This is a genomic window from Egibacter rhizosphaerae, assembly GCF_004322855.1.
Taxonomy (GTDB): Bacteria; Actinomycetota; Nitriliruptoria; order Euzebyales; family Egibacteraceae; genus Egibacter; species Egibacter rhizosphaerae.
In genome coordinates, this window is record NZ_CP036402.1 from 648,642 (window position 1) to 673,562 (window position 24,921).

General features: G+C 72.9%; 20 protein-coding genes and 1 tRNA gene. 4 read left to right on the top strand and 17 right to left on the bottom strand.

Translation table 11 applies throughout. The features are described 5' to 3' along the window. Positions 1-27 precede the first annotated feature (27 nt). From ER308_RS03030 to lepA, 8 genes are all read right to left on the bottom strand, one after another. Positions 28-1,785 (bottom strand): acyl-CoA mutase large subunit family protein, encoded by a 1,758-nt coding sequence (locus ER308_RS03030; RefSeq protein ID WP_131153632.1) that lies wholly within the window; start codon positions 1,783-1,785, stop codon positions 28-30. A 129-nt stretch (positions 1,786-1,914) separates the two neighbouring features. Further along, positions 1,915-2,472, bottom strand: coding sequence for a MarR family winged helix-turn-helix transcriptional regulator (locus ER308_RS03035; RefSeq protein ID WP_131153633.1), 558 nt, complete (start codon positions 2,470-2,472; stop codon positions 1,915-1,917). Between the two features lie 7 nt (positions 2,473-2,479). After that, positions 2,480-4,576 (bottom strand): prolyl oligopeptidase family serine peptidase, encoded by a 2,097-nt coding sequence (locus tag ER308_RS03040; RefSeq protein ID WP_131153634.1) that lies wholly within the window; start codon positions 4,574-4,576, stop codon positions 2,480-2,482. Positions 4,577-4,616: 40 nt separating this feature from the next. Beyond that, positions 4,617-5,372 carry an RsmE family RNA methyltransferase gene (locus tag ER308_RS03045; RefSeq protein ID WP_131153635.1) on the bottom strand — a complete coding sequence of 252 codons (756 nt, stop codon included), beginning with the start codon at positions 5,370-5,372 and terminating at the stop codon, positions 4,617-4,619. Beyond that, on the bottom strand, positions 5,369-6,502 hold the full coding sequence (gene dnaJ / locus ER308_RS03050) for a molecular chaperone DnaJ (RefSeq protein ID WP_131153636.1): 1,134 nt from the start codon (positions 6,500-6,502) through the stop codon (positions 5,369-5,371). The genes ER308_RS03045 and dnaJ overlap by 4 nt, the downstream gene beginning before the upstream one ends. 164 nt (positions 6,503-6,666) lie before the next feature. Beyond that, entirely contained in the window at positions 6,667-7,734 is a 1,068-nt protein-coding gene (gene hrcA, locus ER308_RS03055; RefSeq protein ID WP_131153637.1) for a heat-inducible transcriptional repressor HrcA, read from the bottom strand. Positions 7,735-7,949: 215 nt separating this feature from the next. After that, positions 7,950-9,206, bottom strand: coding sequence for a radical SAM family heme chaperone HemW (gene hemW, locus ER308_RS03060; protein WP_165491775.1), 1,257 nt, complete (start codon positions 9,204-9,206; stop codon positions 7,950-7,952). A gap of 12 nt (positions 9,207-9,218) precedes the next feature. After that, a complete protein-coding gene (gene lepA / locus ER308_RS03065) occupies positions 9,219-11,069 on the bottom strand; it encodes a translation elongation factor 4 (protein WP_131153639.1) in 1,851 nt (616 codons plus the stop codon). Positions 11,070-11,245: 176 nt separating this feature from the next. On the opposite strand from lepA, the gene rpsT reads away from it, so the two are divergent. Further along, the gene (rpsT, locus tag ER308_RS03070; protein ID WP_131153640.1) at positions 11,246-11,512 is read left to right on the top strand and encodes a 30S ribosomal protein S20; all 267 of its coding nucleotides are present in this window, start codon (positions 11,246-11,248) and stop codon (positions 11,510-11,512) included. 42 nt (positions 11,513-11,554) lie between these two features. After that, entirely contained in the window at positions 11,555-12,373 is an 819-nt protein-coding gene (locus ER308_RS03075; protein WP_131153641.1) for an HAD-IIA family hydrolase, read from the top strand. Positions 12,374-12,531: 158 nt separating this feature from the next. On the opposite strand, the gene holA is transcribed toward ER308_RS03075, so the two are convergent. From holA to leuS, 5 genes are all read right to left on the bottom strand, one after another. Further along, on the bottom strand, positions 12,532-13,485 hold the full coding sequence (gene holA, locus ER308_RS03080) for a DNA polymerase III subunit delta (protein WP_131153642.1): 954 nt from the start codon (positions 13,483-13,485) through the stop codon (positions 12,532-12,534). A 13-nt stretch (positions 13,486-13,498) separates the two neighbouring features. Next, positions 13,499-14,275, bottom strand: coding sequence for an inositol monophosphatase family protein (locus ER308_RS03085; protein WP_131153643.1), 777 nt, complete (start codon positions 14,273-14,275; stop codon positions 13,499-13,501). A gap of 602 nt (positions 14,276-14,877) precedes the next feature. Then, positions 14,878-17,544: a ComEC/Rec2 family competence protein gene (locus ER308_RS03090; RefSeq protein ID WP_131153644.1), complete on the bottom strand. Its 2,667-nt coding sequence runs from the start codon at positions 17,542-17,544 to the stop codon at positions 14,878-14,880. Continuing rightward, positions 17,541-18,326 (bottom strand): ComEA family DNA-binding protein, encoded by a 786-nt coding sequence (locus ER308_RS21940; RefSeq protein WP_205745868.1) that lies wholly within the window; start codon positions 18,324-18,326, stop codon positions 17,541-17,543. The genes ER308_RS03090 and ER308_RS21940 overlap by 4 nt, the downstream gene beginning before the upstream one ends. 283 nt (positions 18,327-18,609) lie before the next feature. Then, positions 18,610-21,156 carry a leucine--tRNA ligase gene (leuS, locus tag ER308_RS03100; RefSeq protein ID WP_205745869.1) on the bottom strand — a complete coding sequence of 849 codons (2,547 nt, stop codon included), beginning with the start codon at positions 21,154-21,156 and terminating at the stop codon, positions 18,610-18,612. Between the two features lie 156 nt (positions 21,157-21,312). On the opposite strand from leuS, the gene ER308_RS03105 reads away from it, so the two are divergent. After that, positions 21,313-21,385: transfer RNA gene (locus ER308_RS03105), tRNA-Ala, on the top strand. 161 nt (positions 21,386-21,546) lie between these two features. Further along, entirely contained in the window at positions 21,547-21,678 is a 132-nt protein-coding gene (locus ER308_RS22685) for a hypothetical protein (protein ID WP_276319866.1), read from the top strand. 203 nt (positions 21,679-21,881) lie between these two features. Here ER308_RS22685 and ER308_RS03110 read toward each other — a convergent pair whose 3' ends face one another. From ER308_RS03110 to nadD, 4 genes are read right to left on the bottom strand one after another with little or no spacing between them, the layout of a single operon-like run. Continuing rightward, the gene (locus tag ER308_RS03110) at positions 21,882-22,529 is read right to left on the bottom strand and encodes a histidine phosphatase family protein (protein ID WP_131153645.1); all 648 of its coding nucleotides are present in this window, start codon (positions 22,527-22,529) and stop codon (positions 21,882-21,884) included. Continuing rightward, entirely contained in the window at positions 22,526-22,957 is a 432-nt protein-coding gene (rsfS, locus tag ER308_RS03115; RefSeq protein ID WP_205745870.1) for a ribosome silencing factor, read from the bottom strand. Before rsfS ends, ER308_RS03110 begins: the two co-directional genes overlap by 4 nt. After that, positions 22,954-24,261, bottom strand: coding sequence for an LCP family protein (locus ER308_RS03120; RefSeq protein WP_131153646.1), 1,308 nt, complete (start codon positions 24,259-24,261; stop codon positions 22,954-22,956). The genes rsfS and ER308_RS03120 overlap by 4 nt, the downstream gene beginning before the upstream one ends. 7 nt (positions 24,262-24,268) lie before the next feature. After that, complete coding sequence (gene nadD / locus ER308_RS03125; RefSeq protein ID WP_205745871.1) at positions 24,269-24,895, bottom strand: nicotinate-nucleotide adenylyltransferase; 627 nt, start codon at positions 24,893-24,895, stop codon at positions 24,269-24,271. Positions 24,896-24,921: the final 26 nt, after the last annotated feature.

The following is a 24,921-nucleotide window of genomic DNA, read 5'->3' on the forward strand; positions in this document are numbered from 1 at the left end:
CGGGCGTCACAAGCGCGTCCCGCGGGCTCAGATCACCGGGGGCTCGCGGTACTCGCCGTAAACATCCTTCATCGCCTGGCAGATCTCGCCCATCGTCGCGTCCGCCCGCACCGCGTCCATCAGCACCGGCATGAGGTTCTCGTCGGACCGGCACGCGGCGCGCAGAGCCTCGAGGCGGTCCTCGACCAGCGCACCGTCGCGGTCGGCGCGGTGCTCGACCAACCGCTGCTCCTGCGCCCGCTCGACCTCGCCGGAGATGCGCAGGATCTCGAGCTCCTCGTCGTCGTCCTCCACGTGGCTGGTGACCCCGACGATGTGTTTGGTGCCCTTCTCCAGGTGCTGCTGATAGCGGAACGCGGCATCGGCGATCTCGGACATGAACCAGCCCGACTCGATGCCCGCCAGCATCCCGCGCGTCACCGTGCCGTCGTCGCTGCGATCGAGGATCTGGGCGAGGTAGGCCTCGGTGTCCTCCTCGACCTTGTCGGTCATCCACTCCACGAACCACGAACCCCCCAGCGGATCGATGGTGTTCGGCACCCCCGTCTCCTCGGCGATGACCTGCTGGGTGCGCAACGCCACCTTCGCCGCGTGCTCGGTCGGCAACGCCAGCACCTCGTCCAACGCATTGGTGTGCAAGCTCTGCGTGCCGCCCATGACCGCCGCCAACGCCTCGACCGCGGTGCGCACCACGTTGTTGTCCGGCTGCTGCGCGGTCAGCGACACCCCCGCGGTCTGGGTGTGGAACCGCATCAGCATCGCCTTCTCGGCAGTCGCGCCGTAGCGGTCGCGCAGCCACCGGGCCCAGATGCGGCGTCCGGCGCGGAACTTCGCGATCTCCTCGAAGAAGTCGATGTGCGCGTCGAAGAAGAACGACAGCCGGGGACCGAAGTCGTCGACGTCCAGGCCTCGCGACTGGCCGAGCTCGACGTAGGCGAAGCCGGCAGCAAGGGTGAACGCGAGCTCCTGCGCCGCCGTCGAGCCCGCCTCACGAATGTGGTAGCCCGAGATCGAGATCGGGTGGTAGCGCGGCATCTCGGCGGTGGTGAACTCCATGAGGTCGCCGATGAGCTTGAGGTGTGGCTCGGGCGGGAACAGCCACTCCTTCTGCGCGATGTACTCCTTGAAGATGTCGGTCTGCAGCGTGCCGCCGAGCTGGCGCACTTCGTAGCCCTGGCGCTCCGCGGCCACGCAGTACATCGCGAACAGCACGGGCGCCGGCCCGTTGATGGTCATCGACGTGGTGATCTCGCCCAGCGGGATGCGATCGAACAGCCGCTCCATGTCGCCGAGCGTGTCGACCGCGACCCCGCAGTGGCCGACCTCGCCCTCGCTCTCGGGCTCGTCGGAGTCGCGGCCCATCAGCGTCGGCATGTCGAACGCCACCGACAGCCCGTGCTGCCCCGCGGCGAGCAGCTCGTGGTAGCGCTGGTTGGTGTCCTCCACGGACCCGAACCCGGCGAACTGGCGAATCGTCCACGGCCTCCCCCGGTACATCGACGGGTACACACCCCGGGTGTACGGGAACTGGCCGGGGAACCCGATGCGCTCGTGGTCGACCTCGTAGTTGTGCGGACCCACGAGCGGGGGAACCTCGACGTCCGACAGCGTCGTGGCCGCCTCCCGCTCCTCCTGCGGATCGACCCCGCGCGCCTCGAGCGAGCGGTCGAAGGCCTCCTCCCACGCCGCCGCCTGGGACGCCAACGAGAGCTGCTCCCCCTGGCGCTCGTCGGCCTCGTGGGGCTGGCGGGACTCGCGGGGCTGGCGGGCCTCGTCGTCGCGCATGTCGCGCTCCTTCGCCGAACGATCGTCGCGGCGGGACCTCCGGAGCATTCACCGGCGTCCCACGACGCTGCGCCAAGGATACTTGGAAATCCAAGCATTCGTGGCTGCGCGTCGTGGACGCGGCCGGCCTCACGACCCGGTGGAGGCTCCCTCGAGCTCCTCGCACAACCGCTCGAGACCCCCGGCCAGCTCGCGCATGCCCTCATCGGACAGGTCCGACATTCCGAACCCGTCGGCGACGAGTGCGTCGGTGGCGCGGTCGACGAGCTCGCGGCCGGCCTCGGTCAGCACCGCGAGCGTCGTCCGACGATCATGGTCCCCCGGGACGCGCTCGACCAGCCCCTGGGCCTCCAGACGGTTCACCGCGCTCGTCACGCTCGTGGGGTGGACCATCAGCCGCTCGCCCATCTTCCCCATGGGCAACCGCCCCGTGCGGCTGAACGCGAGCAGCTTCAGCACCTCGTACCGGGCGAAGGTGAGGCCGAACGGCGCGAGCAGCTCGTTCATGTGGCCCAGCGCCAGCTGCTGGGCGCGGAAGAGGCGGACGACCACCTCCATCGGCAGCGCCGCGTCGTGCCGCAGCTCCCACTGCCTGCGGGCCTCGGCGATCGGGTCGAGCGCCGGGCGGTTCACGTGCTGGCCTGGTCCGGGCGCGTGGGACCGGGACGGGCGGGCGTCTGCGGTCATGTCCGCGTTACCTCTCCGAGTCGGCCGGCAGCCCGAGCGTGCGGGCGAGGAACGCGAGCACGTCGGCGCGCTCGTCGATGGCCATGGCGGTCGGTTTGCCGGCGCCGTGCCCGCCGCTGCGGTCGACGCGCAGCAGCACCGGCGACGACGGGTCCGACTGCGCGGCCTGCAGCGTGGCGGCGAACTTGAACGAGTGCCCCGGCACCACCCGGTCGTCGTGGTCACCGGTCGTCACGAGCGTCGCCGGGTACGCGGTGCCGTCGGCCACGTTGTGCAGGGGCGAGTAGGCCAGCAGCGTGTCGACGTCGGCGGGGTCCTCGGGGTCGCCGTAGTCGCTCTTCCACGCCCAACCGATCGTCGAGTGGTGGAAGCGCAGCATGTCGAGGACGCCGACCTCGACGACGGCGGCACCGAAGAGGTCGGGGCGCTGGGTGAGGCAGGCGCCGGCGAGCAGCCCGCCGTTCGAGCGCCCCTTGATCGCGATGCGCTCGGGGTGCGTCCATCCCTGCTCGACGAGCTGCTGCGCGACCCCGATGGCGTCGTCGAATACGTGCTGCTTGCGCTCCAAGCGGCCGTCGGCGTGCCAGGCGGCGCCGAACTCACCGCCCCCGCGAAGGTTCGGGACCGCCAGCACGCCGCCACGCTCGACCCAGGCGAGCCAATGGGTCCGGAACATCGGGGTCACCGGGATCCGAAAGCCCCCGTAGCCCCACAGGAGGGTGGGATGCGGTCCGCCGTCGGGCGCGGGCTCGAGGTCGCGGCGTCGGACGAGGAAGAACGGCACCCGGGTCCCGTCGGCACTCTCGGCCACCAGGCGGTCGGTCACGAAGCGCTCGGGATCGAACGGCAGCGGCCCCGCACGGGGCACGCCGACCTCGGTCGTCTCGCCCGTCTCGAGGTGGTGGCGCCAGATCGACGAGGGCCGGGTGAAGGACGCGAACGTGAGGTGCACGAGCGGGTCGCCCGGCCGCCCGGCGAGGCTCTCGACGGTGCCGAGGCCGGGCAGCGCGACCTCCCCGTCGGGCTCGCCGTCGAGGCGGTCACGGCGGAGACGGCTCGACGCGTCCGCGAGCCAGAGCGTCAGGACCCGGTCGCCGGCGATCACCGCGTGGTCGAGCGTGTCGGTGGGGTCCTCGGCGACCACCTCCCGCCAGCGGGACGCGTCGTCGTCGGCCACACGCGAGCGGGCGAGGTCGATCGCGACGATCCGCTCGCGCGGCGCTCCCGCGTCGGTCTGAACGTACAGCTCTCCGCCCACGACGTCGAGTGGCTCGTAGCTCGCGTCAGCGGCATCGAGCAGCGGTCGCGGCTCGGACTCCCCGGCAGCCAGATCGGCGACCCACACCCGACTGTGCGGGTCGGTCCCCCGCGACAGCGTCACCACGAGCCACCGGCCGTCGTCGCTGACCATCGGACTGAGGACCCAGTCCGGGTCCTCGGGGACGAACACGACCTCGTCGTCGGCCTGCGGCGTCCCGAGACGATGCAGGGCCAGCCACTGGCCGCGGGTGGCGGCGAGGTAGGCGCCGTCCGCGGCGGGCGGGTCGAACGCGCCGTAGAAGAAGCCCGACCCGTCGGGGAGCCAGGCGGCGGGACTGAACTTGCTCCATTCGACGACGTCGTCGTGATCGCGGCCGCTCGCGACGTCGCGCACCCGCCACGTCTGCCAGTCCGAACCCTCCCCGGAGAGGGCGTAGGCGAGCAGCGCCCCGTCCCGGGTCACCGCGGCACCCGTCAGGGCGGTGGTCTCGTCACCCTCGGCGGTCGGCTCGAGCAGGACCGCACCGGTCGCGTCCGGCGCATCGGCGACCCAGAGCGTGGGCTGGTCGTCGAGCCCGGCGTTGCGCAGTTGGAACCAACGCTCCCCGCGGCACCAGGGCGCGCCGGCGCGCGGCCGGTCGGTGAGCTCGCGCAGCCGGGCCCGGAACGCCTCCCGCTCCTCGGCGTCGGCGAGCCACTCCTCGGTCACCGCGTTCTGCGCATCGATCCAGGCGTGGACCCGGGGGTCCGTCGTGTCCTCGAGCCAGTGGTAGGGGTCGGGGACCTTGCGGCCGTGGTGGTCCTCGACGTGGTCGTCGGCGCGAGTGTCGGGGTAGCTGATCATGGCCACCAACCTAATCCGCGGACCGGGTGGAGCGTCGAGCTCAGCCGAGCCGGCTGACGAGCGCGAGCGTGACCGCGGCCGCCGCCACGGCCGCGGTCTCGGTCCGCAGCACGGTGTCGCCCAGGCCCACGGGCGCCAGGCCGGTGGCGGCGACCTCCTCGCGCGTGAGGCCGCCCTCGGGCCCCACCGCCAGGGTGATCGCCCGATGGTCGGACAGCGCCCCGGCCTCATCGATCAGCGGGGTCGTGGCTCCTTCCCAGCAGACCACGCCCCGCTCGTCGTCGAAAGCCTCGGCCCACGAGGCGATCGGTTCGATTGTCGGCAGATAGGCGCGCCGCGATTGCTTCGCGGCCGCGTGGGCCACCGCACGCCACCGGTCGATCGCGCGCTCGGCCCCCTCGCCACTCGGCCGCGACTCGCTGTGCGCGGCGATGGCCGGCGCGATTCGGTCGACCCCGAGCTCGGTGAGCTGCCGCACGATGTCGTCGAGCTTCTTGCCCTTGGGTGTCCCGACGACGACCCGAAGGGCCGGGCGCGGGGTGGGTACCTCCTCGTGAGCGGTGATCGCGAGGGCAACGACCGACCCGATCTCGGCGACACGGGTCCAATAGCGGGTGCCCATGCCGTCGGCGACGCTGACGGGGTCCCCCGGGCCGCAGCGCAGCACCGTGGCGAGGTGGTGCGAGTCCTCGTCCCCGAGGGTGATGTGCTCGTCGCCGATCACGGCCGGTGGGACGACGAAGTGCGGGCCGCCGGGCGCCTCGCGGGGCACCCGCTCGTCGGACCCGTCACTCACCGTTCACCGCCGAAGGCCTCACGGATCCGGTCGAAGAAGCCACGCCCGTCGTGCAGGGTCGCCGCCTCGTGCTCGCCCCGCACCTCGGCGAGCTGCCGCAGGAGCTGCTCCTCCTCGGACCCCAGCTTGCGCGGCACCTCCACGTCGACGTGCAGGTGCAGGTCCCCTCGGGCGGTCTCGGCGCCCAGCTTCGGCATCCCGGCCCGCGGGATGGTGAGGACGGCCCCGGGTTGCGTGCCCGGGGGCACCTGCACGGTCGTCTCGCCGTCGAGGGTCGGCATGGGCAGCTCGACGCCGAGCGCCGCCTGCGTGATCGGGATCTCGACCCGCGCGTGCAGGTCGTGGCCGTCACGCTCGAAGACCTCGTGCGGACGCACGTGGATGCGCACGTAGAGATCCCCCGCGGGCGCCCCCTGGCGGCCGGCCTCACCACGGCCCGTGAGCCGCAGCCGCTGCCCGTTGTCGACGCCGGCCGGGACGTCGATGGTGACCTGCTCCTTGGTGGCCACGCGCCCCTCGCCGCGGCAGTCCCGGCAGGGATTCTCGATCCGCTGGCCCGAGCCGCCGCAGTCGGAGCAGACCTGCGTCGTGAGCATCTGCCCGAACAGGCTGTTGGCGACCTGCTGAACCGCGCCCTGGCCGTTGCACGTCCGGCACGTGACTTTGCCGCTGCCGGGGGCGCTGCCGCTGCCCGAGCAGGTCTCGCACGACCGGGCGACCTCGACGTCGATGTCGCGCTGGACGCCGCTCGCGGCCTCTTCGAGCGTGAGGCGGACGTCGACCACCGCGTCGCGACCGGAGCGCGCGCGTTGCCCACGCCGGCCTCCCCCACCGGCGGCGCCGAACCCGCCGCCGAAGAACGCGTCGATCAGGTCGGAGAGGTCGCCGAACCCGCCGAACGGGTCGCCACCGCTCATGCCCTGCGGGCCGCGCGGGTCCCCGTAGCGGTCGTAGTTGGCCCGCGCCTCGGGGTTGTTCAGCACCTCGTAGGCGGTCGTGAGTTCCTTGAACTCGGTCTCGTCGCCGCCGGCATCGGGATGCAGCTCCCGCGCCTTCTTGCGGTAGGCACGCTTGATCTCGTCCTCGGACGCGCTCTGGTCGACGCCAAGGATCTCGTAGAGGTCTCGCACGGGGGGTCCTCGAGGTCGCACAGCGGTCGGCGGTCGGTCTTCCGGTGGTCAGGGCGGAGCGTCCACTAGCCCACCCTGGACGGCTCGGGCGCGGCGACTCGGCGCCGCGCCGACCCCCCGACAGTATCCCAGCGGCGCCCGCGGATCAGAGCCCCAGGGTAGGTTCAGGAGGTCGACGGGCCCCCGGTCAGCTCGACGAGCGCCTTCTCGACCGAGTCGGCGACGGCCTGCACCGCCCCGAGCGTCCGCGGGTAGTCCATGCGGCTGGGCCCGAGCACCCCGATCGACCCGGCCGCGTCGCCGGCCGCTTCGTAGCCGGCGACCACCATCGCGCAGGCATCCAGGCCGAGCGGCAACTCCTCGCCGATGCGCACCGCCGGGTCCCCGGCCTCCAGCGCCTCCTGCAGGAGCTGCAGCAGGAGGACCTGCTCCTCGAGCGCCTCGTAGACGCTCGAGACCTCCTCGAGCCGTTCGAAGTAGCCGGAGCCCGCGAGGTTGGCGGTCCCCCCGACGAAGACGTACTCGGAGGGCGACGGCTGGGAGAGGTCCGCGGCGAGCGCCTCGCCGACGCGGTCGAGCAGCGGGCGCAGCTCGGTGGGTGCGCCGCTGGAGACACCGTCGATGATCTCGCGGGCATGGTCGAGTCGCACCCCGGCGGCGGCCTCGTTGACCGCGTGGCCGACCCGCTGCACCTCCTGCTCGGCGACCGGGTCCGCGAGGTCCAGCATGCGCTTCTCCACGCGGCCGGTGTCGGCGATCAGGACCGCGAGGACCGAGTGGGCACCGAGGGGCACGAGCTCGACGTGCCGCAGCCGGCTGTGGTCGAGGCGCGGGGTGGCGACGAGCGCCGCGAACCGGGTCACGCGGGACAGGACGCTGGACGCGCGCCGCAGCAGGTCCTCGACGTCGTGCGAATCGACGAGCAGCCCCTCGAGCGCGGTGCGCTGCTCGGGGGTGAGCTCCGCGTGCTCGGCGAGCGTCTCCACGAAGTAGCGGTACCCGTGGTCGGTGGGGATGCGGCCGGCCGACGTGTGCGGCTGCTCGATGAGTCCCGCCTCCTCGAGCGCGACCATGTCACTGCGGACGGTGGCCGCGGACACGCCAAGGTCGTGCTCGGCGACGATGCGCTTCGAGCCGACCGGCTCGCCGCTGCGCACGTAGCCCTGCACGATCGCCTTCAGGATCGTGCGCTTGCGCGCGTCGAGTTCCGGTCGCTCGCTCACCGTGGGCATCCGCGTCACCTCCTTTCCGCCACCTCCCCGTCTCCTTTCCGCCACCTCCCCGTCCCCATGATGATCGCATCGCCCGACCCGCACCTCAACGAGGCCGCTCGGAGTCCGGTGACGAGGGGTCGCGGGAGCCCGATCGGCGTCCGGCGACCAGCGGGTCGCGAGAGCCCGATCGGAGCCCGACGACGTGCGGGTCGCGGGAGCCCGATCGGCGCCGGTCAGGGCTGCAGGGCCAGGGCCATGCCGTCGGCGCGGGCGAGCCCGGTGCGGGTGGGCCGAAGGCGCACGCCGTCGTCGGTGAGCAAACCTGCGGCGACGAGTTGACGCGCCGAGGCCTCGTCGATGGGCTCGACGTCCGGGCGCGGCACCCCCTCGAGGATCCGGAGCCCGGTGACCAGCCGCTCCAGCCGGCGCTCGTTCTCGTCGGGCACCTCGCTGCCCCCGACGACCGGGTCCGCGGGAGCGTGCGCCGGCGCGGGGCCGGCGTGGCGCGAGCGGCCGGCAACCGCACGCAGCCAGGCGCTCGTGGCGCGCACCTCCCACCAGCGCCGACCGGCCCAGAGGCCGTGCGCGCCCGCCCCCACCCCGAGATAGTCACCGCCGCGCCACGTCGACAGGTTGTGACGGCAACGCGCGCCGGGCCGGGCCCAGTTCGACACCTCGTAGCGCTCCAGGCCGGCTCCCGCGAGCACCTGATCGGTGGTCTCCATCCTGTCGGCCGCGACGTCCTCGTCGGGCGACCGTGCGCGTCCGCTCGCGACCGCCCGCGCGTACGGCGTGTTCGGGGCGAGGGTGAGCGCGTAGGCGGAGACATGGTCGACGGCGAGGGCGAGCACGTCATCGAGGGTCGCCCGCCATTCCTCGTCGGTCTCGCCGGGGGTCCCGTAGATCAGGTCCACGGCCACCTGCCCGACGCCGGCCTCCCGGGCAGCCGACACCGCGGCCGGCACGGCTTGCGGGTCGTGACGCCGCTCGAGCTCGTCGAGCACCCGCGTCGAGGTCGACTGCGCGCCGAGCGACAGCCGCGTGAGCCCGGCCTCGACGAGCGGGGCGAGACGCTCGGGGGCGGGGGCACCGTCATCGCGCACGAGCGTCTCGGGGTTGGCCTCGACCGTGATCTCCACGTCGTCGGCCAGCGGGAGCACCTTGCCCGCGGCGCGCAGCACGTCGCTGAGGTCGGAGGGCTCGAGCAGGGTGGGGGTGCCCCCTCCGACGAACACGCTGCCGAACGTCGGCCAGGCGGGGGTCGGGCAGACCGCGGCCGAGTCCGCGGAGACCCCCGCCGAGCCCGAGTCCGCGGAGACCCCCGCTGGGCCGGCGGCCGCCACGTTCGCGAGCCGCTCCACGAGCGCCCGCGCGTAGTCCGCGCGCTGCGCGGCGTCGCTGCCGGTCGCGACGTTGAAGTCGCAGTACCCGCAGCGATGCCGGCAGAACGGCACGTGCAGGTAGAGCCCCGGACGCGGCGCCTCGTCCACGGCGTGCCCCACCTAGTCCCGATCGACCGAGAGGGCCGCGACGAAGGCCTCCTGGGGAATGTCGACCGCCCCGACGGCCTTCATCTTCTTCTTGCCCTCCTTCTGCCGCTCGAGCAGCTTGCGCTTGCGGGTGACGTCCCCGCCGTAGCACTTCGCGAGCACGTCCTTGCGGCGAGCCTTGATCGTCTCGCGGGCGATGATCTTCGACCCGATCGCGGCCTGCACCGGCACGTCGAACATCTGACGGGGGATCAGCTCCTTGAGCTTCTCGACCATCGCCTTGCCGTAGTCGTACGCCTTGTCGCGGTGCACGATCGAGCTGAACGCGTCGACCGACTCCCCGTTGAGCAGCACGTCGACGCGCACGAGGTCCGCGACCTGCCGGCCGGCCGGTTCGTAGTCGAGCGAGGCATAGCCGCGCGTCTGCGACTTCAGCCGGTCGAAGAAGTCGAACACGATCTCGGCAAGCGGCAGGCGGTAGCGCAGCTCGACGCGCTCCTCGGAGAGGTAGTCCATCTTGAGCATCTCGCCACGCCGGTGCTCGCACAGCTGCATCACCGCCCCCACGAAGTCGCTGGGCGTGAGCACCATGGCGTCGACCACGGGCTCGCGGATCTCGGTGATCTGGTGCGGCGGCGGCATCTCAGCGGGATTCGAGACCTCGATCACGCCGTCGGCCGCGAGGTCGTGGGCCCGATCGGCGCCGCCCTTGGGCTGCTGCTCCAACGCCACCTCGTAGCGCACGTTCGGGGCGGTGGTGACGAGCGGGATGTCGTACTCCCGGTCCAGGCGCTCGGAGATGATCTCCATGTGCAGCAGCCCGAGGAACCCGCAGCGGAACCCGAAGCCGAGCGCCGCGGAGGTCTCGGGCTCGTAGGTGAAGCTCGCGTCGTTGAGGCGCAGCCGATCGAGGGCGTCCCGCAGGTCGGGAAAGTCCTCGCTGTCGACCGGGTAGAGGCCGCTGAACACCATCGGGGTGGGCTCCCGGTACCCCGGCAGCGGCTTCTCAGCAGGGTTCTTGTGGTCGGTGACGGTGTCGCCGACCCGGGCCTGGTCGACCTCCTTGATGGCCGCGGTCAGCAGACCGACCTCGCCCGGGCCGAGTCGGTCGATCGACGTCGGTTCGGGGCTGACGACCTGCAGCTGGTCGATCTCGTTGTGGAAGCCGGTCGCCATGAGACGGATCTCCTGGCGCGGTCGCAGCTCGCCGTCGACGACGCGCACGTAGGTGAGCACCCCGCGATAGGCGTCGTAATGGCTGTCGAAGATGAGGGCCCGCGTCGCCTCGTCGGGATCGGTCCGCGGCGGGTCGACGCGCTCGACGATGCGCTCGAGCACCTCCTGGACCCCGTCGCCGGTCTTCGCGCTGATCGCGAGCACGTCGTCGGGGTCCTCGCCGATCAGGGAGCCAAGCTCGACCGCGATCTGCTCCGGGCGCGCCGCGGGCAGGTCGATCTTGTTGAGCACCGGGATGACCTCGAGCCCGGCCTCGATCGCGAGGTACAGGTTCGCGATCGTCTGCGCCTGCATCCCCTGCGCGGCGTCGACGAGCAGGATCGCGCCCTCGCAGCCGTTCAGGGCGCGGCTGACCTCGTACGAGAAGTCGACGTGGCCCGGGGTGTCGATCAGGTTGAGCAGGTACTCCTGACCGTCCGAGGCGGTGTAGGGCATGCGCACCGCCTGCGCCTTGATCGTGATGCCGCGCTCGCGCTCGAGCTCCATGCGGTCGAGGTACTGATCGCGGAACTGGCGCGACTCGACGAGGTCGGTCAGCTGCAGCATCCGATCCGCGAGGGTCGACTTGCCGTGGTCGATGTGCGCGATGATCGCGAAGTTGCGGATGCGCTCGATTTGATAGGTCATGCTGTGCCCGATGCTAGCGGCGCGATCTCAGGGCGGTGGACGAACGCGGGTGCGCCACGCTAGCCTTGGCGGTCGGCCACGGTCGCGACCGCGCGGCACCAGACTCGGATCGCGCGCGGAGGGCGGCCACCGCACCGGCCAAGGACTCCCATCCCACGAGCGCGCGCGAGGAACCCGTGCCAAACATCAAGAGCCAGGAGAAGCGTCACCGCCAGAACGAGGCGCGCCGCCTGCAAAACAAGGGGCGGCGGACGATGCTTCGCACGCATATGAAGAAGTTCGACGAGGCACTGCAGGCCGGCGACGTGGAAAGTGCTCGCGAGCAGTTCCGCACCGCCTCCCGCGAGCTGGACAAAGCCGTGGGCAAGGGCGTGGTGCACCGCAACTACGCGGCCAACCGCAAGTCGCAGATGGCACGCCGACTCACCGAGGTCGAGGCCTAGCCCACGCCCGATCGAGGCCTAGCCCACGCCGAGCGAGGCGCCGTGAAGGCGAGCCGCACGGCCTCTCCGGGCGCCAGCATCGCCGAGTGCTACGCGGGCCTCGTGCTCGACCTCGACGGTGTCTGCTACCGGGCCGCGGAACCGATCCCGGGCGTGGCCGGCGCCCTCGAGGCCATCCGCGACCGCGGGGTCGCGGTCACGTTCGCGACCAACAACGCGAGCAAGACCCCGGCAGCCGTGGCGCACCAACTGCGCGACCTGGGCGTCCCCGCCACCGGCGACGACGTCGTCACGTCCAGCGTCGCCACCGCCGAACTCGTCACCCCCGGCCAGCGGTGCCTGGTGATCGGCATGGACGGACTGCGCGAGCCGCTGCGCGACCGCGGCGCCGTCCTGGTCGACGACCATCGGACCGCCGACGTCGTGGCCGTCGGTATGGACCGTGGCCTCACCTGGAGCGACTTGCGCCGGGCGACGCTCGCGTTGCGACGAGGGGCGCGCTTCCTCGGCACGAACCCCGACGCGACCTTCCCCGAGCCCGAGGGGCAGGTCCCGGGCAACGGCGCGACCCTCGCGGCGTTGACGACCGCCTCGGGTCGCCAGCCCGAGATCGTCGGCAAGCCACGGCCCACGCTCTTCGAGGCCGCCCGTGCGCGGCTGCCCGACGGCCCCGTGATGATGGTCGGCGACCGGCTCGACACCGACGTCGTGGGCGCGGCCGCGCTGGGGTGGGACACGGCCCTCGTGCTCTCGGGGGTGACGACCGCGGACGAGGCCTCTCTCGCCGATCCCCCGCCCACCTACGTCCTCGACGACGTGGGCGGGCTGTTGGCGCCGGCGCCGCCCGAAGCCCCCGTGTAGCCAACGCTCGGGCGGGCGCCACCCGGCTAGCGGACACCACCTGACTGGCGGACATCGCCCGGTTACCGAGCCGACGCCGCTCGACCAGCGAGCGGACGCCGCCGGCTAGCAGACCCCGCCGGCGAGCGGACCCCGCCCGACCAGCGGGCGCCATCCGGCTACCGAGCGGACCCCGAAGCGGGGGTAGCGATGTCGACCACGGCCCGCTCGAGCAACTCGACCGGCTCCCCGGCGCCGGTCTTCGCCTCGTAGTCCACATCGGCGAGCCGGCGGTACGCACGGGTCAGCTCGCCGGGTCCGAAGTTGCGCCGCACCGCCTGGTGGCGCTTGATCATCCCGTCGGACAACCGCAGGCCGGTGTCCTCCCCGTGGACGTTGCCGGCGACCGCGACCAAGGCGCGCAGCCGATAAGCCAGGGCGCCGAGCACCGCCAACGGTTCGACCCCGGATTCCAGGACACCCCGAAGCTCGGTGAGCGCGCGCGCCGGATCCCGGTCGCACATCGCGTCCGCGACCGCGAAGCTGCCGCGGCTGCCGCGCCCCACGACGGTCTCCTCGACCTGGGCGAGGGTGATCGTCCCCGTCGGCGCCCGGGCCACGACCTGGCTCACCTTCTCGGCGATCGCCCCCAGGTCCCGGCCCGCGGCGTCGAGCAGCGCGTTGGCCGCGTCACGATCGGCGGTCCGGCCGTGGCGCTCGAGCTCCGCGGTCACCAGCCGGGCCCAGCCCTTCTCGTCCCAGTCGGCCGGGAGCTTGCAGTCGATCCGGCCGCCCAGGTCCTTGACGACCTTGGCCAGCTTCTGGATCCGCTGCGTCGACCGGGCGAGCAGCAGCACCGTTGCGTCGGGCGGCGTGCCCTCGAGATCGACGGCGAGCGCCTGCGCGAGCTCGGTGGGCAGCTCGTGGGCGTCGCGGATCACGACGGCGCGAGGACTCCCGAACAGCGACGCGGTCCGCAGATCGGGCAGCCCCGCCTCACGGAGCTCCTCCGCGCGCGCGTCGGTGAGATCGAGCTCGCCGTGGGTGGCGCGGAGCTCGTCGAGCAGCCGCTCGGCCTCCCGACGAACGAGGACCTCCTCGGCACCGACGATGAGGTAGGCGGGAGTCGACATGGCGGTGAGCAGGCTACGCCTCCGCAGCCGCGAGTGCTGCGGTGAGCTCGGCGTGCAACGCCGGACCCGCGGCGACGACCCCCTCGCGCAGCGGGGTCACCACCGCTCCGGCCTCCTGGGCGATCAGGGCGCCGGCCAGCCAGTCCCACCGGCCGAGGTCGTCCTCGTAGAAGCCGTCGAGCCGGCCGGCGGCGACCCAGCAGAGCTCGAGCGCCGCGGACCCGTCCCGACGCAGGTCGCGGACGCGCGGCAGCACTGCGACCAGTTGGGCGGCCTGCCGCGAACGGACCTCCGTGCCGTACGCGAACCCCGTGCAGACCAGCGCCTCCCCGAGCGGGACCGGGTCGTTCGCCCGCAGGGGCGCCGAGCCCTGCGACGCCCCGCACCCACGCGCGGCGGCGAAGGTCTCCCCCGTGGTGGGTTGGTGGACCGCGGCCGCGAGCGTGCGATGAGCCCCGTCATCCTCGGTCTCGGCGGCGATCGACACCGACCAGCTCGGCAGTCCGTAGAGGTAGTTCGTGGTCCCGTCGAGCGGGTCCACGACCCATCGGACCCCGCTGGTTCCCGGTCGAGCGGTGCCCTCCTCGCCGAGTATCGCGTCATCGGGCCGGGCCTCGGACAGGGCCTCGGTGATGCGCTGTTCGCTCGTGCGATCGGCTTCGCTCACGAGGTCGCGGGCGCTCGACTTCGTCGCGATCGTGGTCGGCAGCGCCCGGTCGCGGAGCGCGGCGCCGGCGGACTCGACGACCTCCACGGCGAGGTCGCGCAGCGTTCGGGGGTCGATGGTCATCGTGCGCCTTCTCGGTGTGGTGGAGTGCCTCGTCACGGGACGTGCGGGGCGAAGCGCGCAGCGTTCAGCCCGCGGCCCGACCAGCCCGCGCACGATAGCGCACGAGAGGATTCTGGGCGGTCAGCGCACGACCGCTCGCCCGGGATTGCGAGGTCTCGGGATCGCGAGGTCGCAGGATCGCGAGGTGTGGGCAAGACCGTTCCTCCCGCCCGGCCCTCACGTCCACAGCGACGCGGGTCACGCCGCCCGCCGGCCGGGTGTGGACTCGACGCTCGGCCCTTGCCCTCGGAAGTGTCCACAGCGACGCGGGTCGCGCCGCCCGCCGGCCGGGTGTGGACTCGACGCTCGGCCCTTGCCCTCGGAAGTGTCCACACCCGCCCCGGATCGCCGACACCCTCCGGTTCCCGCCGCGGTCGGTCACCGAGCCAGGAACCCCGCACCCCGCCGCAACCCGGGCGAGGCGTCACCGACCCCCGCGCGCGCCGCCGCTACCCGGGCGAGGCGTCATCGAGGCAGGAACCCCGCGCGCCGCCGCAACCCGGGCGAGGCGTCACCGACCCCCGCGAACGTCGGGGTGGCCACCGCGACTTTCGTCGCGGGCACTACTGGACGGGTGCGGGGCAGACCGGGACGGAGCGAGCCACCATCGGATCTCCACGGTGAACACGAGCATCACCAGTGCGCCACCGACCCACAACCACGGCCCGGAGGGCGGGGTCGTCGCGAGCGCGAAGCCGATGAGCGCGGCAAGGAGCAACCCGACGGCGGCCACGCGGCGATACACCGGGGGGACACTCGGAACGGGCATCGGGCACCCCGCAGACAGATCTGCGCCTGATGCCGTCACGGTACCGCGCCCGAAGGGACGGGTTCGAGCCTCCTCGGTCGATGGAGACTCGGGGGGTGTCGCTCCCGCCGCGCTGACGGTCCGCCGATGGACGCCCACGGCGATCGGGAGCCGTCGACGGTGGACGCCCACGGCGATCGGGAGCCGTCGACGGTGGACGTGCACGCGCCCGCCGTCGACGGTGGACGTGCACGCGCCCGCCGTCGAGGGTGACCATCACGGTCCCGTCCTCGTCGGTGCGAGCCACCTCGGTCCCGGCGCCGGCGAGTTCGCCCAACGTGCGGTCGGTGGGGTGCCCGTAGGGGTTCTCGGCCCCCACGGAGATCACCCCGACTCGCGCGCCGACGGCTCCGAGGAACCCCTCCGCGTTCGTCGAGGCGCCGTGGTGGGGGACCTGCAGCACGTCCACCGGCAGGCGGTGCGACTCGGTCGCGAGCAGGCGACGCTGCGCGCCCTCCTCGGCGTCGCCCGTCAACAGCACGGACCCGTCCGGGCTCTCGACCCGCAGGACGAGGCTGTGCTCGTTGAGGTCGTCGTGGCCGAGCCCGCCGCGCGGCGGGTTGAGGACCTCGACCCGGGCCGCGCCGAGCGCGAAGGCCTCGCCCGCGGCGAGCTCCTCGATCGGCACGTCCGCGGCGTCGGCGGCCTCGTGGACCGCGGCGGCGACGTCGCTGGCCGGCGGCTCGGGGGAGGCCCCGACGACGAGGGCACCCACGTCGACGCGTTCGAGGACCTCGGGAAGCCCCGCGACGTGATCGAGGTGGCCGTGGCTCGCGACGACCACGTCGAGGTCACGCACGCGCAGGCGTCGGAGGTGAGCGGAGGCGGCGTCGGGCTGCGGGCCCCCGTCGTAGAGCAACCGCGCGGTCCCACCGGCGGGATCCGGCGCCTCGACGAGGAGCGCGTCGCCGACCCCGACGTCGAGCGCCCGAATCCGTAGGCCGTCGGGCGCGCCAGCGGGTCGGGCCCCGACGGCCACGGCGGTGGCGAGACCGACGAGCAGGACGGCCACGGCCACGGCCCGCCGCCATGGCGCCAGAGCCGCCGCCAGGAGTACCACCCCCGCGATCGGGCTGACGAGGTGGTGCGGCTCCAGCCGCGGCAACGCGGTGAAGGCCTCGGCCGACCACAAGACGACCCGCAGCGCGGGATCCGCGAGCCGGGCCGCCGAAGCCGCCGCAGGCTCGGCGACGCCCGCGAGCGCCGCGGCGACGAGCCCGAGGACCTGCGCGACAGCGGCGGCCGGAGCGGCGACGAGGTTCGCCGGTAGCGACGCCAGCGGCACCCCGCCGTCCGTGGCGAGCAGCACCGGGGTCACACCGAGTTGCGCGCCGACCGTCGCCCCCAGCGTCCACCGGAACCAACGTGGTCCGCGCGCCCGACCGGCGACCGCCGGCGCCACCGTCACGACGCCGGCCGTCGCGAGGACCGACAGCACGAAACCGAGATGGCGCGCGAGGAGCGGGTCGGCCAGGAGCAGCACCACTACGGCTCCGGCGAGCACCCGGGGGGCAGCGTGGCCCCGTCCAAGCAGTCCGGCCAGGAGCACCAGAGCGGCGACGAGCCCGGCGCGCAGCACCGACGGCTGCCAGCGCACGAGGACGACGAACCACGCCAGCGCGACGAGGGCGAGGACCCGCTGACCGCGGAAGCCGAGCCCTGCCGCACCGCCGAGGCCGAGCACCACCGCGAGGACGAGACCGGTGTGCTTGCCGCTCACGACCACCAGGTGCGAGAGGCCAGCGGCGGCGAAGCGATCGCGCTGCTCAGGGGAGGCCTCGGTGCGGTCCCCCGTGGTCAGTCCCGCGAGCAGTGCGGCCCGCTCCGGCGGCAGCGTCGCCTCGAACAACGCGCGAGCGTCCTCACGGATCCGCCCGGTGACCGCGAGCGCGGGACCCGGCGGGGCAAGGCGCTCGATGGAGCCGTGGGGCTCCACCGCGGCCACGGCACCCAGGTGGCGCAGGTGGGCATCGAACCCGTCACCGTCGAGCGCGGTCGCGCTCGCCCGCATCCGTACCCGAGCCCCGAGCGGGACACCGTCCGCGAGGGCGTCGTGGCGCAGCAGGGCCCGCTGACGAGCCGGCCGCTCGTCGATGCGGTCGACGCGCACGAGCTGCCAGGCACCGAGATCGGTCGGTCGCGCCTCGGTCACGGCGGTCGCCCGGACCTCCGCCGCCCCGCCACCCGTGAGCGCCTCGAGCGGCCCACGCTCGGCGAGCTCGAGCCTCGTCCCGGCCAGTCCGGCACCGGCCAGCACCATGGCCGCCACTGCGACCGCGAGGGCGGCCCGCGGGAACCGCCGCGCGAGGAACACCGCCCCCGAAGCCAAGCCCAGCCCCCCGGCGATTGCCCACCAGGGCGCCTGCAGCAAGCTGCCGACCCACAGCGCGGCGGCCAGCAGCACCGCCGACGCGGTGCTCACCGGACCACGGCCTCGTCGCGGAGGCGTTCGACGGTGCCCTCACCGATCCCCGAGATCGCGGCGAGCTCCTCGACGGTGGCGAACGGGCCGTGCTCCTCGCGGTACTCGATGATCGCCGCGGCGGTGACCTCGCCGACACCGGGCAACTCCTCGAGCGTTCGCGCGTCAGCGCGGTTCAGGTCGACGCGCTCGTCCTGGGCCCCGCCGCCGGACCTCGCACCGCCGCCGGCCTCGGCCCCGTCCCCCGGGGTGGCGCCGGCCGCATCGACCGCCTCCTCGTCGGGGACGTAGAGCTGCTCCCCGTCGCGTACCGCGCGGGCGAGGTTCAGCGCCTCGAGCACCGCGTCGCCGCTCGGGCCGCCCGCAGCATCGAGCGCGTCAGCGACGCGGGCCGGTTCGCGGAGGCGGTACACGCCCGGCTCCACCACCGCACCGGCGACGTGCACGACCGCCTCCCCCGCCTCGACGGCCAGCTCGTCGGACGGGCCGACGTCCCCGCCCTCGTCCGGGAGGCCGTTGCCACCCCCGACGCCACTTGCCCCCTCGTCGTGCGCCTCCGCTCGCTCGGTTCCCGGCTCCTCCGATCCCCCATCGGCCGGGGTCCCGGTGGCGCGGTCCGGCGTCCCACCCGGCGGCACGAGGCCCGCGAGCACGCCGGTCGCGACCACGGCACCAGCGAGCAGCACGACCAATGCGACGGCGTCCACGGGGGCGAGCCCCAGCCCGGTGACGAGCCGCCGCGCACGCTGCTGCCACGACGGGCGCTGAGCGGCCGGATCCATGGGCTGACCGTAGGGCCACGCCCGCAGCGGCGGGTGGATCGATCAGCGGCCGCTGTGGACACTCGGGACCGACTGGTGGGCCGACGCACACCGGTGGTCCGCGCCAACCGGCGGTCCGGCGCGAACCGGTCGTCCCCGAACCAGCGGCCAGCGGACCGACCGTCGGCGGGTCGCTCGGCGGGTCGCGTCGGCGGGTGGCAGACGACCGGCGGCCGGCGGCCGGCCCTCGGCGGGTCGCGTCGGCGTCGGTGGACCGGCCGTCGCGATCGGCGGGGGCCGGCGCTTACTCGCGCGGCTTGGTGACGAAGTTGAGCATCCGGTCGGGGACCCAGATGGTCTTGACGATCTCGCGCTCGGCGAGATGGCGAGCCACGTTGTCGAGTTCGCGGGCGGTCGTGACCGCGGTCTCCTCGTCACTGGCGGTGCCGACCGTCATCGTCCCGCGGACCTTGCCGTCCACCTGCACCGGCACGTCCACGGTCTCCTCGACCAGGAGCGCAGGGTCGTGGCTCGGCCAGCCCGCCTCGGCGACGAACCCGTCACGCCCCAAGCGGTGCCAGGCCTCCTCGGCGACGTGCGGCGCGATCGGCGAGAGCATGATCGCGGTCGCGGCGAGCGCGTCCTCGACGTCCTGCCCACTGGCGCCGCGCTCCCGAACGGCGGCCCCGACCTCGTTCGTGAGGGCCATGAGCTTGGCCAGCGCGGTGTTGTACTTGAACCCCTCGAAGTCCTCGCCGACCGCGGCGATCGCACGGTGTGTGGCGCGGCGCAGCGCGTCGTCGCCCGAGGCGTCCGTCTCATCGCGACCGACCACGTGGTCGTCCACCAGCCGCAGGAAGCGTCCGAGCCACTTGTGCATTCCCGACGTGGAGACGTCGGCCCAGTCGATGTCGTCCTCGATGGGACCGGCGAACAGCATCGTCGCCCGCAGCGTGTCCGCCCCGTACTGGGCGACGACCTCCTTGGGCTCGACGACGTTGCCCTTGGACTTGCTCATCGCCGCGCCCTGGTTGAGGACCATCCCCTGCGACTTCAAGCGGGTGAAGGGCTCGACGAAGTCGACGTGCCCGAGGTCGTGCAGCACCTTGGTGAAGAACCGGCTGTAGAGCAGGTGCAGGATCGCGTGCTCGATCCCACCCGTGTACTGGTCCACCGGCATCCAGCGACGCAGATCCCCGGGATCGAACGCCACGTCGTCGCGGCCCGGCGAGCAGTACCGCAGGTAGTACCACGACGAGTCGACGAACGTGTCCATCGTGTCGGTGTCGCGCGTCGCCGCGCCCCCGCACTCGGGGCACGGGACCCGCACCCAGTCCTGGCTGGTCGCGAGCGGGGACTCCCCCTCGGGCCGCAGGTCCACCTCATGGGGCTCCGGCAGCTGCACCGGCAGCTCCTCGTCGGGCACCGGCACCAACCCGCAGCCCCCGCAGTGGATGATCGGGATCGGCGCGCCCCAGAAGCGCTGGCGGCTCACCAGCCAATCGCGCAGGCGGTAGTTCACCGCGAACGCTCCGAGCCCCTGCGCCTCGAGGTCGGCGGTGAGCCGCTGCTTCGTCTCGGGCCACGGGAGCCCGTCGTAGGGGCCGGAGTTCGTGGTCGTGCCCTCGCCGGCGGCCGCCTCGGTCATCGTCGCCGCGTCGAGCGGCGCCTCACCCTCGGGCTGCACGACGACCCGCACCGGCAGGTCGTGGGCCCGCGCGAAATCGAGGTCGCGCTGGTCGTGGGCGGGCACCGCCATGATCGCCCCGGTCCCCGCGCCCATGAGGACGTAGTCGGCCGCGAAGACCGGCAACCGCTCGCCGTTGACCGGGTTGATCGCCGCGACGCCGAGGCGGACCCCGTCCTTCTCGCCCCCGGCGGCCTCGCGCTCCACGTCGGACTTCGTCCGCACGCGGTCGAGGAACTCGTCCAACGCCTCCTCCGCCCCGCCGGCGCGGGCCCACTCGCGCGCCCGCGGGTGCTCGGGCGCCACAACGAAGAACGTCGCCCCGTAGAGGGTGTCGGGTCGGGTGGTGTAGACGACGATCGGCTCGGCCTCGTCCGGGGAGGCGCCGGGCCCGGTGACCCGGAACGTGACCTCGGCGCCCTCGGTGCGGCCGATCCAGTTGCGCTGCAGCGTCAACACGCGGTCCGGCCAGTGGCCCTCGAGCTCGGCCATGTCGTCGAGCAGCCGCTGGGCGAACTCGGTGATCCTGAAGAACCACTGCGTCAGCGGCTTCTTGACGATCTCGGCCCCGCACCGCTCGCAGTGGCCGTCGATGACCTGCTCGTTGGCGAGCACCGTCGAGCACGACGGACACCAGTTGACCAGCGCCTCGTCGCGGTACGCCCAGCCCGCGCAGTACAGCTGCAGGAAGATCCACTGGGTCCACCGGTAGTACTCGGGATCCGAGGTGTGCAGCCGCCGGGACCAGTCCCACGCGAAGCCGAGGCGCCGCATGGTCGCCACGTGGGTCTCGATGTTGGCGTAGGTCCACTCCTTGGGGTCGACCCCGCGCTGGATCGCCGCGTTCTCCGCCGGCAGCCCGAAGGAGTCCCAGCCGATCGGGTTCATCACCTCGTAGCCGCGCAACCGCTGATAACGCGCCACCGCGTCGGCCAGGCTGAACGCCTCGACGTGCCCCATGTGCAGATCCCCGGAGGGGTACGGGAACATGTGCAGCGCGTAGAACGGCGGCCGCTCGCTGGCGTCGTCGGCGGTGAAGAGGTCGGCCTCCTCCCACCTCTCCTGCCAGCGTGGCTCGATCAGTTGGGGGTCGTAACCGCGTTCGCGGCCCGGCTGGCGATCGTCGGCGCCAGCGGCGGGGGGGCTCACGGGCTCGGTGGCCACGGCGGACTCCTCGTGGGACGACGGTGTCGACGATGGGTTTCGCGCCCGGGATCTACCGGTCACCGGGCGGCAGGGCCCGAGTCTAGCGGTGGCAGCCGACTCGCCCGCACGCTCGTGCGGGGCTCAGGGGGCGCGGCTACACTCGCGGCTCGTCACGGGGCCGTAGCTCAGTTGGCAGAGCGCATCCATGGCATGGATGAGGCCAGGGGTTCGATTCCCCTCGGCTCCACCGCACCGTCCACCATCGCCCCATTGGGCGATATCGACCCTTGGGCCTTTCCCTTTCGTACGAGCCCCTGGCCGAAGGGTACGATCCCGAACCGTTTGGCCGGCTGTCAAGCTCGGGTATGTAGCAACCAGTCCGCGACCCCGGAGACAAGGAGTCTTGCCATGCGACTCTCCAAAAAGATCGTCGCCGGCCTGACCGCTGGACTCCTCGCCTTCAGCCTCGCCGCGTGCGAGGTCGACGAGGAGGCCATGGACGACATCGAGGACAACGGCCTGGAGAACGACGACCTCTAGGTCATGATCGGCGGAACCGACGACCTTGTATCGTCGCCGGGGCCACACCTTCGGGTGTGGCCCCGTTCTTTGTGGTCCCCGGAACTCGTGGTCCCCGGAACTCGTGGCGCCCGAGTTCGTGGTCCCCGGAACTCGTGGTCCCCGAAACTCGTGGCGCCCGGAACTCGTACCGCCCGAACTCGTACCGCCCGGGAACGGCCCGGTCACGCCGGGCTGTCCGCCGGGACCTCCAGCGCGGCGGTCTCGAGGTGCCCCGCCTCGTTGTAGGCGAGGAGTTGCCAGCCGTCGGCGATCGACCGCGCGGTGCTCAGTGCCCCGTTGCGCGGGGCGGCGAGCCGGCCGCGAGCCGCGACGGGGAGCCCGAGCCAGCACGCCACCGCGTGTCGCAACGGCCCCCCGTGGGTGATGACCACGGTGTCCCGGCCGTCGGCGGCAAGCTCGTCGAGCAGGCGGGCCACGCGCGAGCGCACCGCCGCTTCCGTCTCGCCCCCGTCACGCGGTGGGTCGTCACTCGCCCGCCACGCGGCGTAGCCAACGGGATCGGTCTCCGCGACCTCGGCGTGCGTCCGACCCGCCCAGACACCGACGTCGCGCTCGCGCCAACGAGGATCCACCTCGGCGGTGGCCCCGAGCGCCGCGACGATCGGCTCCGCGGTCTCCGTAACCCGCCCGAGATCGCTACGGATCACGCGCGGCCCGGCCAGCTCGAGGCGTTCGATCGCGGATGCGGCAGCCCTCGCCTGCACGTGCCCGAGCGGGGTCAGCGGACTGTCGAGATGTCCCTGCCACCGCCCCTGGTGGTTCCACTGCGACTGCCCGTGCCGGACGAGCACGAGCCGAGCAACGGTCATCGCGCGGAGGCGGATACCGCGAGCGGCACGTCGGGCGCGTCCGCCCAGAGGCGCTCGAGGGCGTAGAAACCCCGCTGTTCCTCGAGGAAGGCGTGCACCACGACGTCCCCGTAGTCGATGACGACCCAACCGCTGTCCGCGGTGCCTTCGCGGCGATCGGGTCGGCGTCCGATCTCGCGCACCCGGCGCTCGACCTCGTCGAGGATCGTCGAGAGTTGTCGCTCGCTCGTGGCGCTGAGCAGCAGGAAGTAGTCCGTGAGGCCGAGCAGCTCGGCGAGGTCCAGCGCTCGGAGGTCCTGGCCCTGCTTCGCAGCGGCCGCCGCCGCAGCCTCGTCGAGGACTCGTCGGGCCGGCACGTCCGCAGCGTGTCCGGGCTGCGTCGCGGAGGTGTGCTGTGGTGCGGTCTCGCTGCCGGTCAGGGCCTTCACTCCCCCTCGTCGGCGTTGCCGTTCCCGGCCTCCTCGAAGTCCGCACCCACCACGACGGTGAGGTCGATCACGGACTGGGGCTGCCGGCTGACCCGGATCGTACCGACCCCGAGGTCGTCGCGCAGAGTCTCCGCCGCGTCCCGGGTGTCATCCTCCTCGTCGTACACGAGGATCTGGGTCTCCTGGATGTCGAACGAGGCCGCGTTCCCGGTCAACGTGATCCGGAAGCGGGGATCCTCGATACGGCGCTCGACCTCGGCGCCCACCCCCGCGGTGCCGACCCCGTTGAGCACCTGCAGGCGCACCGACTCACCGTCCGCAGGGTCGCGCGCGTCGAGCAGGTTCGCCACGGTCTCGGCGGTCTCGTCATCGTCGACCCGGAAGGCGGACCCGTCCTCCCCATCCCCGACGCGCTCGACGGGCAGCAACGACCACCGGAGCTCCTCCTCGGCGCGGGCCACGACCAGGTCGCGGAGCGTTCCCCGCATCCATTCGGCCTCGGCGTCGGTCTGCAGCTGCGGGGCCCCGTCCCCGACGAGGCGGTCCCGCACGGTCGCGTCGGAGGCGGCGGAGGCGAGCACGCCCTCGAGTACCTGTTGGCGACGCCCGAACGCGTCGAGCTCGTCATCCTCGACGAAGGCCCACAGGGCCCCCAGGTCCGCACCATCGAGTTCCTGCTCGCCCTCCTCGAAGACGACCTCTCGAGCCCCGTCCGGATCGCTCGCGATCAGCCGCTGGTCCAGGCTGATCTCCACGGGGGCGGCGCGGTCCAGGAAGTCCGCGAACGCCTCCTCGCTCGCGACCGCGGCCGCGTCGATCTCGGTCTGCAGCAGGTTCTCGACGGTGACGACCAGGAGGTCGAGCCCGCCGTAGCGGTAGGTGCTCCCGAGCGACTCGAGCTGGAAGCCGGGCACGCGAGCCAGAGCGTTGACCGGCAGGAACAGCACGGCCGCCTCCTGGTCCGGGCCGCGCGTGGCCAGCAGGGTGAGGGTGGTCGCGTCCTCGTCCTCTCCGGGCGCGGTGGCGAGCAACAGGGTGCGCTGCTCGTCGAGCCCCTCGCCCTCGGCATCCTCGACAACGGCGTCCGCCGGGGCCCCGTCGGGGTCGAGCGCGCCCCCGAGCTGGTCGAACACGAACTCGTCGAGGTCGTAGACGACCACGGCACCGGCCACGGCCGCGGCCGCGGCGAGCACGAGGACCCCGACCATGACCCGGCGCCGGACCCGGCGCTGCCGCTCCCGCGCGCGGCGGCGAGCGGTCCGGGAGCCGGGCACATCGGGTGTCTGGCCTCCGAAGGTGCTCATCCCCCTGCTACACCACCCCTCCGAGCTCCAGGCCGTTGCCCGGAGTGCCGTAGAGGCCGTGCTTGCGGACGAACTCCTCGACCTCACGCGGGATCAGGTACCGGACCGCACGGCCCCGCTGGAAACGGGAGCGCACGTCGGTGGACGAGATCGCGAGCGCCGGCACGTCGAGCACCTGGACCTGCTCGCGCACCCCTTGCGCCTCCAGCTTCGCGAGGTCGTACCCGGGACGCGTCGCCGCGACGAACACGGCGAGTTCGAGGCATTCGTCCGCGTCCTTCCACGTCAGGATGTTGAGGATCGCGTCGGCGCCGGTCACGAAGTACAGCACGGTCTCGGGAAGGGCCGCGCGCAACTCCCGGAGCGTCTGCACCGTGTACGTCGGGCCGTCACGATCCACCTCGAGGCGGCTCACGCTGAACGACGGATTGCCGGCCGTGGCGAGCACGGTCATGAGATAGCGGTGCTCGGCGCTGGTGGCGTCGTCGTCCTTCTGCCACGGCTGGCCGGCCGGCAGGAACACGACCTCGTCGAGCCCGAGGTCGGCGCGCGCCTGCTCCGCCGTCACGAGGTGGCCGAGATGGATGGGATCGAAGGTGCCGCCCATGATCCCGAGCCGCTTGGGACGCCCCATGGGCGGCAGTGTAGCGATCGATCGGG

Bases quoted from the DNA above. Each gene is read 5' to 3' on its own strand.
- ER308_RS03030 (WP_131153632.1), bottom strand. From the start codon at position 1,785: ATGCGCGACGACGAGGCCCGCCAGCCCCGCGAGTCCCGCCAGCCCCAC.
- ER308_RS03035 (WP_131153633.1), bottom strand. From the start codon at position 2,472: ATGACCGCAGACGCCCGCCCGTCCCGGTCCCACGCGCCCGGACCAGGC.
- ER308_RS03040 (WP_131153634.1), bottom strand. From the start codon at position 4,576: ATGATCAGCTACCCCGACACTCGCGCCGACGACCACGTCGAGGACCAC.
- hrcA (WP_131153637.1), bottom strand. From the start codon at position 7,734: ATGCCCACGGTGAGCGAGCGACCGGAACTCGACGCGCGCAAGCGCACG.
- lepA (WP_131153639.1), bottom strand. From the start codon at position 11,069: ATGACCTATCAAATCGAGCGCATCCGCAACTTCGCGATCATCGCGCAC.
- holA (WP_131153642.1), bottom strand. From the start codon at position 13,485: ATGTCGACTCCCGCCTACCTCATCGTCGGTGCCGAGGAGGTCCTCGTT.
- ER308_RS03085 (WP_131153643.1), bottom strand. From the start codon at position 14,275: ATGACCATCGACCCCCGAACGCTGCGCGACCTCGCCGTGGAGGTCGTC.
- ER308_RS21940 (WP_205745868.1), bottom strand. From the start codon at position 18,326: ATGGATCCGGCCGCTCAGCGCCCGTCGTGGCAGCAGCGTGCGCGGCGG.
- ER308_RS22685 (WP_276319866.1), top strand. From the start codon at position 21,547: ATGCGACTCTCCAAAAAGATCGTCGCCGGCCTGACCGCTGGACTCCTC.
- ER308_RS03110 (WP_131153645.1), bottom strand. From the start codon at position 22,529: ATGACCGTTGCTCGGCTCGTGCTCGTCCGGCACGGGCAGTCGCAGTGG.
- ER308_RS03120 (WP_131153646.1), bottom strand. From the start codon at position 24,261: ATGAGCACCTTCGGAGGCCAGACACCCGATGTGCCCGGCTCCCGGACC.
- nadD (WP_205745871.1), bottom strand. From the start codon at position 24,895: ATGGGGCGTCCCAAGCGGCTCGGGATCATGGGCGGCACCTTCGATCCC.